This is a genomic window from Synechococcus sp. BIOS-U3-1, assembly GCF_014279975.1.
Taxonomy (GTDB): domain Bacteria; phylum Cyanobacteriota; class Cyanobacteriia; order PCC-6307; family Cyanobiaceae; genus Synechococcus_C.
Genome location: NZ_CP047936.1, coordinates 2371278 through 2387696, shown reverse-complemented (window position 1 = coordinate 2387696; position 16419 = coordinate 2371278). Strand labels below are relative to the sequence as shown.

21 protein-coding genes are annotated in these 16419 nt (G+C 56.8%); 8 read left to right on the top strand and 13 right to left on the bottom strand.

What is annotated here, in order from left to right:
• Nucleotides 1-20: 20 nt before the first annotated feature.
• The gene (locus tag SynBIOSU31_RS13045; RefSeq protein WP_186490680.1) at nucleotides 21-965 is read left to right on the top strand and encodes a TIGR01777 family oxidoreductase; all 945 of its coding nucleotides are present in this window, start codon (nucleotides 21-23) and stop codon (nucleotides 963-965) included.
• Here the strand turns inward: SynBIOSU31_RS13045 and SynBIOSU31_RS13040 are convergent.
• From SynBIOSU31_RS13040 to SynBIOSU31_RS13025, 4 genes are all read right to left on the bottom strand, one after another.
• Nucleotides 901-1176, bottom strand: a complete 276-nt coding sequence (locus tag SynBIOSU31_RS13040; RefSeq protein WP_186490678.1) for a hypothetical protein — start codon at nucleotides 1174-1176, stop codon at nucleotides 901-903. The two genes, SynBIOSU31_RS13045 and SynBIOSU31_RS13040, sit on opposite strands and share 65 nt — an antisense overlap.
• Nucleotides 1173-2378: a lipid-A-disaccharide synthase-related protein gene (locus SynBIOSU31_RS13035; RefSeq protein WP_186490676.1), complete on the bottom strand. Its 1206-nt coding sequence runs from the start codon at nucleotides 2376-2378 to the stop codon at nucleotides 1173-1175. Before SynBIOSU31_RS13035 ends, SynBIOSU31_RS13040 begins: the two co-directional genes overlap by 4 nt.
• A 1-nt stretch (nucleotide 2379) precedes the next feature.
• A complete protein-coding gene (locus SynBIOSU31_RS13030) occupies nucleotides 2380-2799 on the bottom strand; it encodes a hypothetical protein (protein WP_186490675.1) in 420 nt (139 codons plus the stop codon).
• A gap of 63 nt (nucleotides 2800-2862) precedes the next feature.
• On the bottom strand, nucleotides 2863-3273 hold the full coding sequence (locus SynBIOSU31_RS13025) for a HesB/IscA family protein (RefSeq protein WP_186490673.1): 411 nt from the start codon (nucleotides 3271-3273) through the stop codon (nucleotides 2863-2865).
• A 111-nt stretch (nucleotides 3274-3384) separates the two neighbouring features.
• Here SynBIOSU31_RS13025 and zds point away from each other — a divergent pair, with 111 nt between their 5' ends.
• From zds to SynBIOSU31_RS13010, 3 genes are read left to right on the top strand one after another with little or no spacing between them, the layout of a single operon-like run.
• Nucleotides 3385-4851, top strand: coding sequence for a 9,9'-di-cis-zeta-carotene desaturase (zds, locus tag SynBIOSU31_RS13020; RefSeq protein ID WP_186493079.1), 1467 nt, complete (start codon nucleotides 3385-3387; stop codon nucleotides 4849-4851).
• A gap of 3 nt (nucleotides 4852-4854) precedes the next feature.
• Nucleotides 4855-5304 carry an SRPBCC family protein gene (locus SynBIOSU31_RS13015; protein WP_186490671.1) on the top strand — a complete coding sequence of 150 codons (450 nt, stop codon included), beginning with the start codon at nucleotides 4855-4857 and terminating at the stop codon, nucleotides 5302-5304.
• Complete coding sequence (locus SynBIOSU31_RS13010) at nucleotides 5255-5842, top strand: hypothetical protein (RefSeq protein ID WP_186490670.1); 588 nt, start codon at nucleotides 5255-5257, stop codon at nucleotides 5840-5842. The genes SynBIOSU31_RS13015 and SynBIOSU31_RS13010 overlap by 50 nt, the downstream gene beginning before the upstream one ends.
• Here the strand turns inward: SynBIOSU31_RS13010 and SynBIOSU31_RS13005 are convergent.
• From SynBIOSU31_RS13005 to SynBIOSU31_RS12980, 6 genes are all read right to left on the bottom strand, one after another.
• Nucleotides 5818-6630: a uroporphyrinogen-III synthase gene (locus SynBIOSU31_RS13005; RefSeq protein ID WP_186490668.1), complete on the bottom strand. Its 813-nt coding sequence runs from the start codon at nucleotides 6628-6630 to the stop codon at nucleotides 5818-5820. The two genes, SynBIOSU31_RS13010 and SynBIOSU31_RS13005, sit on opposite strands and share 25 nt — an antisense overlap.
• Entirely contained in the window at nucleotides 6627-7838 is a 1212-nt protein-coding gene (locus tag SynBIOSU31_RS13000) for a glycosyltransferase (RefSeq protein WP_186493077.1), read from the bottom strand. The genes SynBIOSU31_RS13005 and SynBIOSU31_RS13000 overlap by 4 nt, the downstream gene beginning before the upstream one ends.
• A gap of 71 nt (nucleotides 7839-7909) precedes the next feature.
• Nucleotides 7910-9526 carry a glycoside hydrolase family 3 N-terminal domain-containing protein gene (locus SynBIOSU31_RS12995; RefSeq protein WP_186490666.1) on the bottom strand — a complete coding sequence of 539 codons (1617 nt, stop codon included), beginning with the start codon at nucleotides 9524-9526 and terminating at the stop codon, nucleotides 7910-7912.
• Nucleotides 9519-9935, bottom strand: coding sequence for a 30S ribosome-binding factor RbfA (gene rbfA / locus SynBIOSU31_RS12990; protein WP_186490664.1), 417 nt, complete (start codon nucleotides 9933-9935; stop codon nucleotides 9519-9521). Before rbfA ends, SynBIOSU31_RS12995 begins: the two co-directional genes overlap by 8 nt.
• A gap of 1 nt (nucleotide 9936) precedes the next feature.
• Nucleotides 9937-10143, bottom strand: coding sequence for a DUF751 family protein (locus tag SynBIOSU31_RS12985; protein ID WP_066911775.1), 207 nt, complete (start codon nucleotides 10141-10143; stop codon nucleotides 9937-9939).
• A 728-nt stretch (nucleotides 10144-10871) separates the two neighbouring features.
• Nucleotides 10872-11855, bottom strand: coding sequence for a hypothetical protein (locus SynBIOSU31_RS12980; protein WP_186490662.1), 984 nt, complete (start codon nucleotides 11853-11855; stop codon nucleotides 10872-10874).
• A gap of 140 nt (nucleotides 11856-11995) precedes the next feature.
• Here SynBIOSU31_RS12980 and SynBIOSU31_RS12975 point away from each other — a divergent pair, with 140 nt between their 5' ends.
• The gene (locus SynBIOSU31_RS12975; protein ID WP_186490661.1) at nucleotides 11996-12724 is read left to right on the top strand and encodes a glutathione S-transferase family protein; all 729 of its coding nucleotides are present in this window, start codon (nucleotides 11996-11998) and stop codon (nucleotides 12722-12724) included.
• On the opposite strand, the gene SynBIOSU31_RS12970 is transcribed toward SynBIOSU31_RS12975, so the two are convergent.
• Nucleotides 12696-13406 carry a DUF6816 family protein gene (locus SynBIOSU31_RS12970; protein WP_255477250.1) on the bottom strand — a complete coding sequence of 237 codons (711 nt, stop codon included), beginning with the start codon at nucleotides 13404-13406 and terminating at the stop codon, nucleotides 12696-12698. The two genes, SynBIOSU31_RS12975 and SynBIOSU31_RS12970, sit on opposite strands and share 29 nt — an antisense overlap.
• Between SynBIOSU31_RS12970 and SynBIOSU31_RS12965 the strand changes: the two genes are divergently transcribed.
• On the top strand, nucleotides 13405-13668 hold the full coding sequence (locus tag SynBIOSU31_RS12965) for a chlororespiratory reduction protein 7 (protein WP_186490660.1): 264 nt from the start codon (nucleotides 13405-13407) through the stop codon (nucleotides 13666-13668). The two genes, SynBIOSU31_RS12970 and SynBIOSU31_RS12965, sit on opposite strands and share 2 nt — an antisense overlap.
• A 3-nt stretch (nucleotides 13669-13671) precedes the next feature.
• Here SynBIOSU31_RS12965 and SynBIOSU31_RS12960 read toward each other — a convergent pair whose 3' ends face one another.
• Nucleotides 13672-14247 (bottom strand): shikimate kinase, encoded by a 576-nt coding sequence (locus SynBIOSU31_RS12960; RefSeq protein WP_186490656.1) that lies wholly within the window; start codon nucleotides 14245-14247, stop codon nucleotides 13672-13674.
• 51 nt (nucleotides 14248-14298) lie between these two features.
• Between SynBIOSU31_RS12960 and SynBIOSU31_RS12955 the strand changes: the two genes are divergently transcribed.
• Together SynBIOSU31_RS12955 and SynBIOSU31_RS12950 are read left to right on the top strand one after the other, a co-directional pair.
• Entirely contained in the window at nucleotides 14299-15219 is a 921-nt protein-coding gene (locus SynBIOSU31_RS12955) for a 6-pyruvoyl trahydropterin synthase family protein (protein WP_186490654.1), read from the top strand.
• The gene (locus SynBIOSU31_RS12950; RefSeq protein ID WP_370593634.1) at nucleotides 15197-15901 is read left to right on the top strand and encodes a RibD family protein; all 705 of its coding nucleotides are present in this window, start codon (nucleotides 15197-15199) and stop codon (nucleotides 15899-15901) included. The genes SynBIOSU31_RS12955 and SynBIOSU31_RS12950 overlap by 23 nt, the downstream gene beginning before the upstream one ends.
• Here SynBIOSU31_RS12950 and SynBIOSU31_RS12945 read toward each other — a convergent pair.
• On the bottom strand, nucleotides 15871-16335 hold the full coding sequence (locus SynBIOSU31_RS12945; RefSeq protein ID WP_255477249.1) for a hypothetical protein: 465 nt from the start codon (nucleotides 16333-16335) through the stop codon (nucleotides 15871-15873). The genes SynBIOSU31_RS12950 and SynBIOSU31_RS12945 overlap by 31 nt on opposite strands.
• Nucleotides 16336-16419 lie beyond the last annotated feature (84 nt).

Below are 16419 nucleotides of genomic sequence, written 5' to 3'. Positions count from 1 at the left end.
AACCTGACGCTGCCATTGCCATGCGCCTTCTGCTGATCGGATGCACGGGCTTGGTTGGCCGAGGTCTAATTCCCGTTCTGCAGGCCGCGGGCCATCAACTCACCATCGTCAGTCGCAGTGCCTCTCCGGCAGCTTTCTCCGCTGACATTGCAAGTCGTCTTGAGTGGATTCAGCTGGATCCAGCTGAATCGTCTAATTGGGCTCCTTCCACGCTTCTGCACGATGCGCTAGCCGCCAGTGACGGCGTAGTGAATCTCGCCGGTGAACCGATCGCAGAACAGCGCTGGACCGTTCAGCACCTTGAAACATTGGAATCCAGTCGTCTGGGTACAACTCGTCACCTTGTGAGCGCATTAGCCACGCTTGCCAAGCCTCCATCCGTGTTGGTGAATGCTTCGGCTGTTGGCTATTTCGGGACCAGTCTTGATGGTCGCTTTGAGGAGAGCAGTCCTGTAGGTCAGGATTTTCTTGCATGTCTTTGTCAGAAGTGGGAGCAGGCTGCCGCTGAAAAGCCTGCAGCTACTCGGCTCGTCGTGCTGCGAATCGGCATTGTCTTGTCATCAGAAGGAGGGGCTCTCGCCAAAATGCTGCCCGTGTTCCGCGCAGGCTTCGGTGGCCCGATCGGTTCTGGTCAGCAATGGATGAGCTGGATTGAACGTGGCGATTTATGCCGGATCATTCAGAGCTCCCTGGAAACAGACTCCTGGTCTGGGGTGATCAACGCCGTGGCCCCCGACCCTGTGACCATGGCTGTCTTTGCTGGAAGTCTTGGCCGTTGTCTCGGCAGACCAAGTCTGCTGGCCGTGCCCGGTCCCATGCTGCAGCTGCTGCTGGGTGATGGCTCCAAGGTTGTTCTTGAGGGGCAGTTTGTGAGTTCGAGTCGACTCGATGCCCTTGGCTTCAACTTTCTCTGTCCGACCTTGCCCGTTGCACTCGACGTTGCCACCAGCTCCAGCAACCGCTGAGTACGGCTGCGCCCATCAGCAGGCCAATGGCTGGGGTGAAAAGGGGTTCCCAAAGGCGCATGAACAATCGCATGGGTGCTTCAAGGCCCTGACTGCTTCCAATGACTGCAACAGCGAACCAACCAGCCCCAGCGATGACCAGGAAGACATTCAGAACAAGGATGCGATCCAGCCAGCGTTTCCAGGCGGGTTCGGAGCTCGGCTCACTCATTCGGACAACGGCAACAACTGTGAAATCGATGCCGCCATCCTGCTGCCACCGCCGGCCTTGCCAAGGCGGTTCAAGGCTTCCTCCTGGCAGCGACGCTTCAGCTGCTGATCTCGCTGGCTGCGCTCCAGAAGCTCGAGGGCTAATCCAGCTGTGCTTTCCAGGGTTGCTGGTGCACCCGCCTCGCCATCCACACAAAACACGGTTGGACCCAGTAAGCGGCGCTGAGCTTCCGCAAATCCGGCGGTGAACTGAGGACCTCGACCCACCAACTGCAGGACCGGTCGGGCCAGACCCACGGCCTGTTCTGCTGCTGTTCCTGCCATGCAGAGCAGCAGATCGGAACTGTGAAGCACTGCTCCGAAGCCTCCACGGTGGATCTGCACTCGGTGCGTGTCTTGACGCAGCAGGATTGTTTGCCCCTGGTCGGCTCTCTTGAGGCTCCAGCCGATCGGGACAACCAGTTCTGACAGTGCAGCGTCGGAAAGAGAGGACACCAGTGCCAGATCAAGTTGCAGTTCACCGCTGCTCAGCAACGCAGCCGGCAGTTGTTCAACCACTCCCAGCAGAAGAACCAGGTTCTGCTCCAGTTCAGGCCGGCGGCTCCCTGGCAGTAGTCCCAGTCGTCGGCGTGCCTGTGGCAAGCGTCTGTCGTCCCTAAGGATCGGATCCATAAACGGATTTCCCAGAAACGTGACGGGCTTGCGCAGTTGGGAGCTCAGATCGTCCGCACTGAGCTGGTCGCGGCTGAATACGGCCTGAAAACGGGGGCTACGCAAGCATTCAGCACATGGCCAGGGCAGCCGTAACCTCCCCTCATAGTGACTTGAGTACGCCACGAGATAGGTCGCGACAGGTCGTCTGCTGAGCCAAGCGGCCATCACTGGAATCACATCTCCAATGACGACCACTTGGTCGTAACGCCTAGCGATACGCAGCAACCTCAGCAAGCGGCGTAGCAGATAGACGACTTGTCCCTGCAACAGCTCGGTCAGCCGACCTCGCAAGCTGGTGTACCCAAGGCCTCCTGTGCTGAATTCTTGGGTACCCCCGATCAGTGCGATGCCTGCATCTCGATAAGGCTGTCCCTTGCCCACAAGGGGAAGGGCGTCCACCGCATGGCCTTCGCACTGAAGTGCCTGCCCAAGCAGCGCACCGGACAGATCCTCCCCATGGCCGTTGCTGAGCAGCAGCAGTCGGCTCACTTCAGAGCTCCAGCCAGGCCTTCACCTTGAGTAGTGCCGGCCATTCCGGTCGGCGTTTGAGACCGTCTTCAATCGATTCCTTCAACTCAACAGCCACTTCAGGTGCAAGTGCCAGCACCTGCTGAATCACTTCAATCTGATCTCTGACTCCTTTGGCTTTGGTTTCCAGCATCGCTAAACACAAATTGATGCGGGCCTGAGGATCCTGGTTGTTCAGCTTGACCGCCATCCGCGCAGAACGCAGAGCTTCATCGGACTGGTCACTTAGCAACTGCAGCCATGCCAGGCATGTCCAGCCTGCTGACTGGCGAGGTGCCGCTGCGGTGATGGTCTCAAAATCAGCGAGTAACTCCTGCACGGGAGCTCCTTGCTGGTAACGGTTCATCGCCTGCTGGAAGAGACTTTCCTGGCTGGACTCCATGGAGTGCTGATCGGTCGGGCAGTGTCTTCAGATTCCCACAGCAGCTTGTTGCTCCCTGAAGGATCAAACGGCGAAGGAGCTTCCGCAGCCGCAGGTCTGAGTGGCGTTGGGGTTGGTGAAATTGAAGCCGCCACCGATCAGCGCAGTGCTGAAGTCCAGCTGCATTCCATAGATGTAGAGCAAGCTTTTGGGATCACAGATCACTTCGAAGCAGGCGCCATCAGGTGCTTCGTATTGATATCTCTCATCATCGTCCTGAATGTCTGCACCAGGCACGAAATCCATCGTGTAACTCATGCCGCTGCAGCCTCCCGAGCGCACGCCCACCCTCAGAACCTGTTGGCTTCCTTGATCGCTGCACAGTCTTGCCAGCTGCTGCATGGCAGGCCCCGTAATCAGGATGCCTTTCCCGTCTCTTGCGGTATGAGACTGACTGGCTATCGCAGTCTCCGCTGTGGTTTCGATGCTGGACATCGGAGGCACTGGCACTGGATCCTGTACTTACTTTATGGATCCTTCTGTTGTTCTGCCTAAAGCAGTTCAGCCTGATCAATTCATAGAGTCCTCGCAGTTGTGCTCATGACGGTGCGGGTCGCGATTGTGGGTTCTGGGCTGGCTGGCCTCTCCGCTGCTGTGGATCTGGTAGATGCAGGCCATGAGGTGAATCTCTACGAGGCTCGTCCCTTCATGGGTGGAAAGGTGGGCAGTTGGGTGGACCCTGATGGCAACCACATTGAGATGGGGTTGCATGTCTTCTTTTTCAATTACGCGAACCTGTTCGCGCTGATGCGCAAGGTGGGCGCTTTCGACAATCTGCTTCCCAAGGACCACACCCATCTGTTTGTGAATCAGGGTGGAGACCTGAGGGAACTGGATTTCCGATTTCCGATCGGTGCTCCTTTCAATGGTCTTAAAGCCTTTTTCACCACCCCCCAGCTGGGTTGGATTGACAAGCTGCGCAATGCTCTAGCCCTTGGCACCAGCCCGATTGTTAGGGGCCTGGTCGATTACGAAGGAGCGATGCGCACCATCCGAGCGCTGGATTCAGTCAGTTTTTATGACTGGTTCGTGGGCCATGGTGGCAGCCCGGAGAGCATCCGCAGGATGTGGAACCCCGTCGCTTACGCGCTTGGTTTCATTGATTGCAAGACGATTTCGGCCCGTTGCATGCTGACCATCTTCATGATGTTTGCGGCCAAAACCGAGGCTTCCAAGCTCAATCTGCTCAAAGGATCACCCCATCGTTGGCTGACCGGTCCAATTCTTGATTACATCCAGCAGCGAGGAGGCAAGCTGCACCTCCGCCACCCTGTGAAGCAGGTCGAGTTCAGTGAGGGGAGTCACCCCGAAGTGACGGGTCTGAAGCTGGGCACCCCTGATGGCGAGCAGCATGTTGTTGCCGATGCCTATTTGGCTGCTTGTGATGTGCCTGGTATCCAGCGTTTGCTTCCAGATGAATGGCGCCGTTTCCCGCAATTTGAGGCCATTCACAATCTCGAAGCGGTTCCGGTTGCCACTGTTCAGTTGCGTTACGACGGCTGGGTCACAGAACTCGGTGAAAGCAATGGTGTCAGTCGTCGCGATCTGAGTCAGCCAGCCGGGCTGAATAACCTGCTTTACACCGCTGATGCTGACTTCAGTTGTTTTGCGGATCTTGCTTTAGCGAGCCCTGAGGATTACCGCAAAGACGGTGAAGGGTCGCTGCTCCAGTGTGTGCTGACTCCTGGAGATCCCTGGATGCGGAAATCTGTCAAAGAGATCGTTGAGCACACTGATCGTCAGGTTCGAGAGCTGTTCCCATCCGCTGGAAATCTCACACTCACCTGGAGCAATGTTGTGAAGCTGGCTCAGTCCCTCTACAGAGAAGCGCCGGGTATGGAGCCTTACCGACCTGACCAGAGCACACCAATCAGCAATTTTTTCCTAGCCGGGAGCTATACCCGCCAGGATTACATCGACTCGATGGAAGGAGCCACCATGAGTGGACACCTGGCCGCTGCCGCCATCCTGGGGCAACCGGCTCGACTTTCCGTGAACTCCGCAGTTGCCTGACCGATGGGACGTTGGCTCGAACATTCCGTAACCACTGAGGTCAAGGCTCCCGTTGAGCGGGTTTGGCATGTCTGGAGCGATCTGGAGGCGATGCCCAAGTGGATGCGTTGGATCGAATCTGTTAAGACCCTCGACGATCCCGATCTCACCGACTGGACACTTGCAGCTCAAGGTTTCCGTTTTCATTGGAAGGCTCGAATCACTCAGAGAGTTGAAGCCCAGCAACTCCACTGGGAGTCGGTGGGAGGTTTGCCCACCAAGGGAGGGGTGCGCTTTTACGCAGAACAACCTCAGCTCACGGCGGTAAAACTCAGCGTCACCTACGAACTCCCAGGTGTTCTTGCCCCCTTGATGGAACCCAGCATTCTCGGTGGAATTGTGACCAAGGAACTTCAAGCGAATATTGACCGATTCCGAGATCTGGTGGAAAGCGGATACGCAACGCAGAGCTGAGGTGATCGCTTCTCCCATTCCAGCTGCAACTTCTGGTCTGGCTTTGCTTCTACTTGTTGCGATGGGATGCCTTAGCGGTTGTGAACAGCACAACAACACCGAGGCAGCAGCGGATGAGAGGTTGGCTGAGAAGCCTGTCGCAGAGATGTCTCTGCCAAGTCCCGCTTCACCCTCGACCGGCCTAACCCCCTTACCCACCCGTGAGCAGGTTTTGTCATCCGTGCCGGAAGGCCGAACCGACCCTTTCGCGCCAACCGTGATCAGTTCTTCTGTTGAAGCCTCTCAAATTGATCCGAACGCAGCCTCTGTACCGGATTTCAAGGTCCGGGGTGTGGTGGCTGTCGGTGCTGAATTGCGGGCACTCGTCAGCCTTTCTGAAGTGTCTGGAACCGTCTGCATTGGTCCGCGTGGCCGCTGCTCTGGCGATGCAGCGACTCTGCTGCCAATCGGTTGGGCCATACAAAGTATTGATCTGGACCGAGGGTGTCTGAGCTTTTCAATCTCCGGAGAGTCTCAGCGCCCCCGCTGCATTGCCTGAACGCAGGCTTGGACCAGTCCCTCAAGGTCGTGAGGAGCCGCTTCTTGGTCCACTCTCCCCAGCAATTCTCTGCAGCGTTGACTGGTTTGTGGACCGATTGAAACCACAGCAGGTTTATTGAATAGCTGGTCAGTGCATGTGTTTCCAAGCGTTTTCTCGAGCAGCTGCACGGTGTGGGTCACGGTTTTACCGCTGCTGAAACTGATCACATCGACCTCCCCTTTCTCCAGCGCTTCAAGGGTGTCTGCGGGAATGGATGTGGGGCAGCGTGATTCGTAAGCCGCTACTTCCACCACCCGTGAGCCCGCTTCTCCAAAAGCTTCTGCAAGCAGTGTGCGTCCGCCGCTCTGCACCCGCGGCAGCAGAATTCTCAACCCCCAACCAGAGGTCGGGAAATGGTCGATCAGGCTGTCGGCCACGAATGTGGGGGGCACGAAATCAGCAGGTGCACCCAGTTCTTCCAGTCGTTGAGCGGTCTTCCGCCCCACGGCTGCAATTTTGAGGCTCTCGGGGCGTTGCATCAGTCCTTGTCCCCTGAGCTGCAGCCGCGACTCCACGGCTTCCACGCCATTGGCACTGGAGACGATCAACCAGTGAAAGTTCTCCAGATCGCCAAGAGCATCGTCGAGGGGAGCCCAGCTGTCAGGGGGTCCGATTTCCAGCGCAGGCAAATCGAGCACCTTGGCACCAAGAGACTGCAGCAGCCTGCGACCTTCGCTCTGCTGTTCACGGGCACGTGTGATCACCACCGTGTATCCCTGCAAAGGCTGGGCCTGATCGGAGCTCATGCGCTGGCCTCATCGTCCAGCTTCACTAATCCATGCACCTGGGCATGCAGGGCGGAGGCTTCTCCCTGACGCTCCTGCTCGCGGAGCAGCGCGATGGCCTGGCGGAATCCTGCGCGCGCACCATCGATGTCCCCACCCATCAGCCTGGCCACGGCCAGGTTCTGATGGCTTTCAGCGTGGGTGGGATTCACGCTCAGGGATCGCTCGTAAGCCTTGATCGCTGCTAGCAGGTCGCCACGACGACGTTCCATTAGTCCAAGGTTGTACCAGGCGAGTGCCACCTCAGGTGCTCGTTGGCAGGCGGTTGTGGTGAGCTGAATAGCTTCGTCCAGTTCATTGCGCTGCATCAGCAAGGCCGCCAGGTTCAGACGCGCGCCAAGGCTCAGGCGAGTCTCCAGTGGTTGCTGCAGAGCCTCGCGATAGCACTTCACGGCTGCATCGCTGTCGTCGCTAGCTAGCGCGATTCCGAGATTGAGCAGCAATTCATAACGCTCAGCGCTGCTCCCATCGCCTTCGGGCAACTGCTCCAGGCCATGGCGAAGGAGACTGAGCCCTCTGGCCCGGTTGCCGTCGCTGACTTCCAGAGCACCGAGTTTGGCGCAGGCATAGGGATCATCGGGCTGGTCTTTCAGCCAGCTCTCCATCGATTGCCGCAGCCTTTGCGCTTTGTCGGATCCAGCCAGCAGATCCGGCCGGTATCCCTCATGCAGCAGTGCTGGTTCAGTGCAGTTGGCAATGCGCCAGCCAGGCTCCTGCTTCAGCAGAGCATCTACGCTCTCGTCGATCATCGAGTGGTAAGGCTTGCTCCATCGGATTCGAGGATGTCGGCGAAACAAGCGGCTCACATTGGAATAGGGAGCCATTGCTGCTCCTAGTTCGTGTCGCAGCAAGTTGATCACCAGCACATCCGGCTGTGCCATCAAGGCTTTGAGCTGCGGGATTGCTTCTGAGCGGAGCTCTTCATCGGCATCGAGCACCAGAACCCAGTCACCCCGCACGATTTCAAGGGCTGCATTGCGTGCTGGCGCAAAGTCTCCTGGCCAGTCCATCCGTTCAACACGCGCTCCACAGGCCTCTGCCACGGCGATGGTGTTGTCCACTGAGCCGGTATCGAGAAGAACCATCTCATCCGCGAAGCCCTTGACAGAGCGGAGGCAGGCCTCGATCCGCGCTTCCTCATCGCGCACGATCATCGAGAGGCTGAGCATGTGTTGGTGATGAGCACTGCCGCAGAGGCTAAGGCTGTTCCAGGGCTGCGCTTTCGACAAGCTTTGTTTGTTTAGTCAGTGAAGTCTTGGCGTTCGTGCGCTTCGCTGCTGACCCCCATCATTCGTGCCAACAGCTGCTGCTGTGCTTCAGGCATCTGTCCCGGGCTGTACCCCGCAGGAATGTTGTCAGGAATGAGCTTGCGCAGCGCGTCCCATCGGTAGGGACAGCCGTAGATCGCCATGCCCGATAGGCGCTTAACTGCCAGCAATTGTTGGATGGCTTCAGCCCAGGGTTCTTTGCGCTGCTGGCCGGCACGGAATGGATTGCCGCGCAGAAACAACTGCAGGAAAACGGGCCCCTTCCCTAATCGCTCCAGATCAAGTGGCCCGGCGGGGGATTGCTCGTTGCTCCAGGGCTCAATCCCCCTGTCGTGGCAGATCAGAGCTTTGTATCCATGGCGTTCGGGTGTGGTGATCGCTGCGGTATTGGCGTGCAGAAATGCGCAAGGGAGTACTCCATCCACTCGGATCAAGGTCACACCGTGTTGCTCACGATGCTGTGGAAGCAGGGGGCCCTGCACCTCGAGTGAGCTGTCGATGAGCTCGATGCACAGTCCACGATCCGTTGCTGTTTCGAGGTCGACCACGGTGTCGTTCAAGGAGTGCTTGTCGCAGCGCTGCAAGGCTTCTGTGCGTCGCTTTAGTGACTCGTGAAGGCGGGATTCAGGGATCCTGCCGTCTGCCAGTGCTGTGCAGATGGCATTGATCGCCGCATCGGCATCAGCGGGCATCAGGATCAGATCCGCTCCAGCAGCGAAGGCCTGAACCGCGGCTTCTCCCGGACCTGCCCTGCTGGAGATCGCCTCCATCACCAGTGCGTCAGTGACGACGAGGCCACTGAAACCAAGCTCTGTTCGCAGCAGATCTGTCAGCACCGCTCGCGACAAGGTCGCCGGCTGCGAGTCGTCCAGTGACGGGATTAGCAGATGTGCTGTCATCACACTGGCGATTTTCGAGTCGATCAATCGCCGGAATGGCACCAGTTCCACCCGGTCGAGTCGGCTGCGTTCGTGGTTAATCAGAGGAAGCTCTAAGTGCGAATCCTGGTCTGTATCGCCGTGACCTGGGAAATGCTTGGCGCAGCCAAGAACGCCAGCGGAATTCAGGCCACGTTGAAACGCTGCCACGAGATCCGCAACGGATTCAGGTTGATCGCCCCACGCCCTCACATTGATCACCGGGTTCTCAGGATTGCTATTCACATCGCAGACCGGAGCGAGAACCCAGTTGAGGCCGCATCGGTGCGCTTGATCTCCGGTTGTGCGGCCGTAACGCTCGGCCAGCGCCAGGGCGTGATCCGGGTTGGTTTGATGGAGCCTGCCCAGTGCCATCGGTGGAGCCAACCAAGTGGCTCCCGCGAATCTCTGGCCAATTCCTTCTTCCACGTCGGCGCAGAGCAGTAGGTCTTCGCTGTTGCTCCAGCTTCGAAGCGTTCGACATCGTTGTTGCAGCTCCGTGGCACTGCCACCCAGCAGAATCACCCCGCCAACTCCTGACTTCAGCAGCCTCTGCAGCTCACGATTGCAGTGCTCCCAAACGGGGTACTGACGCTGCCGGTCTTCGGCATGACCGCTGGCACGGATGACGAGCAGCCTGGCAACAGCCTGGCGACGTTCAGCTTCAGTCATTGGAGTCTGGAGACTCAGTGTCGTCGCTGCCAGGAGGGATGCTGCCCTTCACCTCTCGCTCTCGCTCAAGTTCTCCGAGAAGGTGCAACACCGTGGTTCCCTTCTCGAGACCGCGGTCGAGCTGGAATATCACTTCAGGGGATCGTCTCATCTGCAGACGACGACCCAGTTCCCCCTTGAGGTAGCCGCTGGCGGCTTGCAGACCGTCCATGACTTCTGTGCGAGCTTTGTCGTCCGCCAGGACGCTGACAAAAATCTTGCAGTGCTGGAGGTCGCCGCTGACCTCCACATGCGTGATGCTCACCATGCCCTGATGCACGCGTTCATCGCGAATCCCATTGATCAGCAGTTCACTGATCTCTCGCCTGATGAGGGCTGCAACGCGTTCAACCCGACGTCCCGGGGCCATGTCAGCTCTGCGGTGCTGAGGACACCATGGCACGCAGGACAAAGCTCAGACTGAGGAAGCCACTGATCAGAGCCCCAATCAGTGCGACCGCGGTCACTGGGTTGCTACGACGACGTGCGAGCGGCTCTGCAACCGAATTGATCACACCCAGGCTGAAAGCGATTAAATAGCGCGGGTAGCGCGTCACGTTGATGAAAAACTCTTTCATGGCCAGTTATCGCAGGGTGTCTTGGGGAATCCGATGCCCCCGTAATGGCTGAGCATGCTGCAGGAGAGAGCGCACTCAACGGCGAACAGCAAGTTCTCTTTCGAAAATGATATTGAGACTAACCAGGCTGTCTAGGCCAAAAGCATCAGATTGACGGCTTTCTTGGCCCAAGTTGTGGCTGGCACGATCCACTGCAGTTATTGCTCGAACCTGGGTGATCATCGCTCTTTGACCAAGAACCATCTTTAAGGCCACGTGCCAGAGCCGCTGTTCAATCAGCTGCTCAGCTCAGCCAGTCACAAGAGCTCAGTGGGGACCATCCCACGGATCAGCAGCTCTGTTCCACCCATAGTCTTCTGGCCTGTGACCGCTCGATCGCTCATGTGATGGGGCGCCTGGTCACTATCAGGTGCAGATGGTGGTTCTTTAGCTCAATTGGCTGATGTCTCGGCTCAGTAATGCATCGAAACTGGACCGCCTCGAAGCTCGCAATCCACCCCAAGGAATGTTTCGCTTTTAAGTGGTCGAACAATTCCGATAGATTTTGAATAAGTGCCGGTGTAAGGCAAATCAATCATCGGCCTTGGTTTTTAGGTCATGTTGCAGTTTGAGTATTAGAGTTTCTGGATTGTGGGATATTCAAGAGGCTAAAGTAATTCAATGGGTTGATTGCTTCCTTGCTTAATTTGCTCAGAATTGAGTTGCGCGGAGTGGGCTCGTGCAATTGTTTAGCAGGCACATTTGGGCGCCTCTGTAAGCCAGTCGCAGGGTAATTGTTCTCCCTGGAAAATGAAGATCTTGTCCGTAGTTGGATAGTGGGCAGTGTAAAGACCAAGAAAATCTTCGAATTTATCCCATCTCCATTGGCCAAAAATATCAGTAATGCCGCATTTGTTTAACTTCGACTCAGATGCCAGCTTTCCGCCCAGGCAATTGTCATCAGACCGAGAGATTGCAAACACAGGTGCTGTGCCAGGGCCTGGAAGGTCGGAGGCTTTGGCGATTGTTTGGCCTGACTCGACAAGGTCGTTGAATTCTTGGAATGCTTTTATGGGCTTATTCGCGTACTGGTTATAGAGATGATTCAAGCTCTTTTTCTGAGTGCCTTTTTTCTTCTGAGAGTAAAATTCAAAACCATTAAGCAGGTTGCCCTCCCAGTTTGCTTTAGGTTTCATCTGCGAGAGAATGACAAATTCGTCGATCTTGACACCTGCATCGGTGAGAGCCGTTTTAAAATTATTTGTGAACTCTAAGGCGTTGTCCGCAACTACCTTCTGTTCTCCGTCTAAGCCAATAATCAAAGGTTCTTTGGATTTAATCTCAGACAAAGTTTCTGCCATTGCTTGAAACTTTTTGGTGTCATTAATAGGTTTTTTGCCGCTTTGGTAGCCAATGTCAATTCCAATTTTGAAGTTTGGTTCGGCTTTTGCGATGAATTTGTTGATCCAGTCCACTCCGTTGACGGGAAGTGTTGAGTTGTCGTCAGCGAAGACGATGGAAATTCCAATCGCTTTGAAGTCGTTGTGATTGGCGAAATTGATAATTGAATCCGTGTATTTTTCCCACTCTTGATCGTTAAAGAGTTTGCTTGTGGAATTAGTTGCTGCCTTGTAGCCCTCATGCCAAAGAATGAGGTCTGCGGATGGATCGGGTATGTCCCAGTCTAGGAGAAGATGTTTGTTCAAGTTGTATTGATTTACTGTTTCCGTCATTGAAAAATTCAGGCTACTTTTTTGTTAGCAATTGCCGGCGTTGGAGTCAGGTAATTTGTGATTTTCTTTTCTTTTGTCTACAGACACCTTCGGCGAAAAAATCAGTTGGTGCCTACATTGGAATTTGAGTCAATTTGATCGTGCTGGAGCTTCATCAGTTTCGTCACTCGGCCTTCTGCCTCAAGGTACGGATGGCGTTGCAAGCCAAGGGACTCAGTTATCGCGAGGTTGAAGTCACCCCTGGCATTGGTCAGATTTCACTCTTCCGGCTTTCCGGCCAACGGCAAGTCCCCGTTCTTGTGGATGGGGAGGTTGTGGTGTCTGATTCCAGTGCCATCTGCCGCTATCTGGAAGAACTCCGGCCCGAGCCGGCGTTGATTCCCTCTGATCCCCGCCAGCGCGCTCAGATGCAGCTGATTGAAGATTGGGCCGATACCACCCTTGCCGCTGCGGTCAGGGCTGCGCTTGTTCAGGCGGCTGCCGATGATGCTCAGCTGCGAGACGTGCTGCTCCCGGATGATGTTCCCTCACCGGTGCGTCAGGTGATGTCGGGTCTGCCAGGTGGTTGGCTCAGCAGTCTTGGTGAATTGCTCGGTCAGGAGCAGAGAGCGTCAATGCTCAGCAGCCTGTGTGCCGTCGCGGAGGGCCTGGATCTCAATGGCTTTCTGGTTGGAGATGGCGTCAGCCTTGCGGATCTTGCTGTATCTGCTCAGTTGTCGCTGCTTCGTTTTCCTGCTTCCTCGGGAGAATCACTCGCCGGTCGAGGTGTTCCAGGGATCAGTGATCATCCCCGTCTTCAGGACCTGTTTCGCTGGCGCGATCAACTGGAGAGTCGGCTGATCAACCTTGATCCAGCTCCAGTGGTCTGAGCCTGAGCTTGAAACGGCTGCTGCGTCCCGCCAGTGTCTGGTCGGTTTCCAGGCCAGGCCCTGCATGGCTCACCTGACGCTGGTCGGCGCAGATGTCTTCTCCACACTGCATGTAGTGCGTGAGGGTTTCAATCCTGCTCAGCCGCGGCGCCCCCGGTCCGTGCAGGATCTGCAAGACGAGTTCATCACTGAAGAAATCAGAGCCCTTTTGCGGGCTCGTCTCTCGCCGGCCAATCACGGTGGTTTCGAGCAACACATCGTCTCGAAACCTCGCCAGTTGACGGTTCACCTGGTTGGGATCCTGTTCGACCGACAGCAATTGATCGCCAAGCAGTGCTTTCCCAACCGCAGCAGCGTTGAAGGGGCGGTCACCAATGAGTTCGCTGCGACGGTTGCGCAGGAAACGGACCTCATGCACAAGGGGGCGATCGTTGGGAATGGGTTGGCCTGAATCATCGAGTGCCTCACTGGTCACCTGCCATGTCCCTAAAAACCAGTCGGGATAGATCAGGTCTTGTTTGGCGCGGGGTCGAGGCAGAGGTGCCGGCAAGGACCATTGCGGCCAGTTTTGGAATCGCTGCTCAAGGAAGCTGATTCCACGATCACTGGCCGCATCGGCGGACTGAACCGACACAATCTGCAGCAGCATGGTGATCAGCAGTGTCAACAACGGTTTTGCCATGTCCGACCCTCTGATTCGATCCCTCGATCACTACGTGGTGTTGGTGCCAGGCGAACCTGAACAGCTGCTGACAGCGGACGACACCCTGACATGGCTTGCCGGCCGACTGCAGGATCTGGATCCCTGGCCTTCGGATCTCAGCAGTTGTGAGAGCCCTGAACAGGCGGCACTTCGCCTGATGGATACAGCCTGTGAACTGGAAATTTCGCCTGGCATCGCTCTGCAGTGGTACGCGGTGCGTCTGGATCCACCTGGCTCCTGATTCTCATTCCGGTCGTTCTTTGGGTGGATCCTTGATCAATTCCGGCAGCAGCTGAATGATTCCGTCTGCAACGACGTCGGCTGATTCGGACTCGATCACCACTGTGAGATCGGCCTCGTCGTACAGAGGCCGTCGCTGCTTGAGAATCGCGTCAAGTGCTTCGGCAGGATCCTCTGTCATCAATAGCGGCCGTTGAGTGGAGTCGCTCTGCAGGCGTTGCAGCAGCTGACGGCGTTCGACGTCGAGCCAGATCACGATGCCCTGCTGCATCATTCCCCAGTTTTCGATTCGGGTGACAACCCCGCCACCGGTAGCCACGACGAGTGAATGACGTTCGCTGATGGACCTCATCACCTGCGTTTCGAGGCTGCGGAATTCCTCTTCACCATCACGTTCAAAGATTTCGGAGATGGTGCAGCCAGCCACCTGCTCGATTACCGCATCCGCGTCGACGAATCCATACCCCAGCTTCTCCGCTAAGGGCCTGCCGGTGCTGGTTTTGCCGCTGCCCATCATGCCCACCAGATAGAGACTGCGTCCTCCCAGACGCTGCCGCAGGGTTGGAGAGGTCTCCGCCATGACTCGGAATTGCCGTTAGCTCATTAGGATGCCCTCTGGCCGGACCGTCACATGACTGAAATGAAGTCAATTGCACGTCATGGCCGCGGACGTGGTTGCGTCATCACCCGACGTGCTTGTTTCAGTGCGAGCCACCGGTATTGGTTGCCTGAATTGTCCGCTGATGACAATGCCGCGCGTTTCGGCCCCTGCGCACTGGCTCCTGGCCATGGTCACAACTATGAGCTGATTGTTTCGATGGCCGGTGGCCTTGATTCGCATGGCATGGTGCTCAATCTCTCGGAGGTGAAGCACGCCATCCGCAGCGAGGTCACCGGCCAGCTCGACTTTCGCTTTCTCAACGACGCCTGGCCCGAATTCGATGTGTCCAAGCCGGAGGGTTGTCTACCCACCACTGAGGCCATCGTCCGGCAGATTTGGGCTCGTCTGAGCCCTCATCTGCCCATCACGGCATTGCGCCTCTACGAACAACCAGGCCTCTGGGCCGACTATCTCGGACATCCCATGGACGCCTTTCTCACGATCCGCACCCATTTCGCTGCTGCCCATCGCTTGGCAAGACCTGAACTCAGCCAGGAAGAGAACGAGCGCATTTATGGCAAGTGCGCACGTCCCCACGGTCATGGCCACAACTATCTAGTTGATGTCACGGTGCGAGGCCCGATCGATCCGCGCTCCGGCATGGTCTGCGATCTCTCCGCGCTGCAACGCCTCGTGGATGACCTTGTGGTTGAGCCGTTTGATCACACGTTCCTGAACAAGGATGTGCCCTTTTTCGCTGAATGTGTTCCCACAGCAGAGAACATTGCGCTGCATATCGCAGACCGTCTGTCGTCTCCCATCAAGGCGATTGGTGCCAGTCTCCACAAGGTGCGCTTGCAGGAAAGCCCCAACAATGCGGCTGAGGTTTATGCCGAAGTCCCCCAGCTGGAGATGACTCCTTCGACGCTTGAGGCGGCGGTTCCTGTCTGAATTCCCCTCATCGCTCCTGCAACCCAAGGTTCGCTTGGTGCTCGCTGTCAGTCTCGATGGCCGTCTTGCTCCGCCGACTGGAGGGGCAGCTCAGCTAGGTGGATCGGGTGATCGTCGTGTTCTAGAGGAGGCGCTTGCCTGGAGTGATGCAGCTCTGATCGGAGCGGGCACACTCAGAGCCCATCACTCCAGTTGTGTGATCCGTGATTGGGATCTGTTGAACCAACGTCATGTCCAAGGACGCTCGCCTCAACCGGCAGCATTAGTTGTCAGTCGTGAGGCTGGATTTCCTTTGGAGTGGCCTTTTTTCCAGCAACCTTTCGAACGCCATCTGCTGTCTGCATGCGACGGGTCTGTTCCTGGCTTCCAGTCTTGTTGTCGATTGTCGTCCCGGTGGAGCAAAACGCTGAATGATCTGGCCACCAAGGGCTGGTCGCGGTTGGTCCTTCTGGGTGGCGCTGTCTTGACTCACTCTTTGCTGGCCCAGGATGCCGTTGATGAGTTGCAACTGACTCTGAGTCCCAGGATCCTGGGCGGATCCTTCCATTGGCTGCTGCAGGCGGAGACTCCATTACCAGCGTCGCTCGCGTCTTCGCAGGCATGGAGCTTGGTGGATGCTCGTTCCCTTGGCGATAATGAACTCCTAGTGCACTACCGACGTAATCGCTCGATTAATTCCTGAACGGGAATCTGATTCAGCCTGGATGGGGGAAGGCCAGTCAGGGATGCCAGGCAACGTTGAATCACCACACTCGCGTCGTCGCCAACCCTGCCTCTTAGCAGTTCCGTTAGCACTCCCAGCTCCCTGCCACTTCGGCTTGTTTCTCTGATCAGACACTCACTGACAGGGCGGGCTAATTTCCGGCAAGGCTCTTCGACTGCACTGCTCAAACGGCCTGTCGGAGCGATCTCGGCTGCAACACCACCCAGAGCCTGTTCAGCCAGCTGACGGCATTCGTTCACAAGCTGGCGTTCGATCTGTGGTTGCAACAGTTGAATCAAGGGCTGGAACAGCCCCGCCTTGGCAGTTTGATGAGCGGAGCTCAACTCCAGAAGCAGGGGAGAGATCAACAGCGTTGTGATCCATCTCAGGTTCTGCTGAGACCATCTGGGCATGACCCCGGCCCAAACGCGCCTTCATTTTCTCCTCTTGAGGTTTCGCTGGTTAGTGTCGTTGCCGAGTCGTTTCACTTGGCCCTG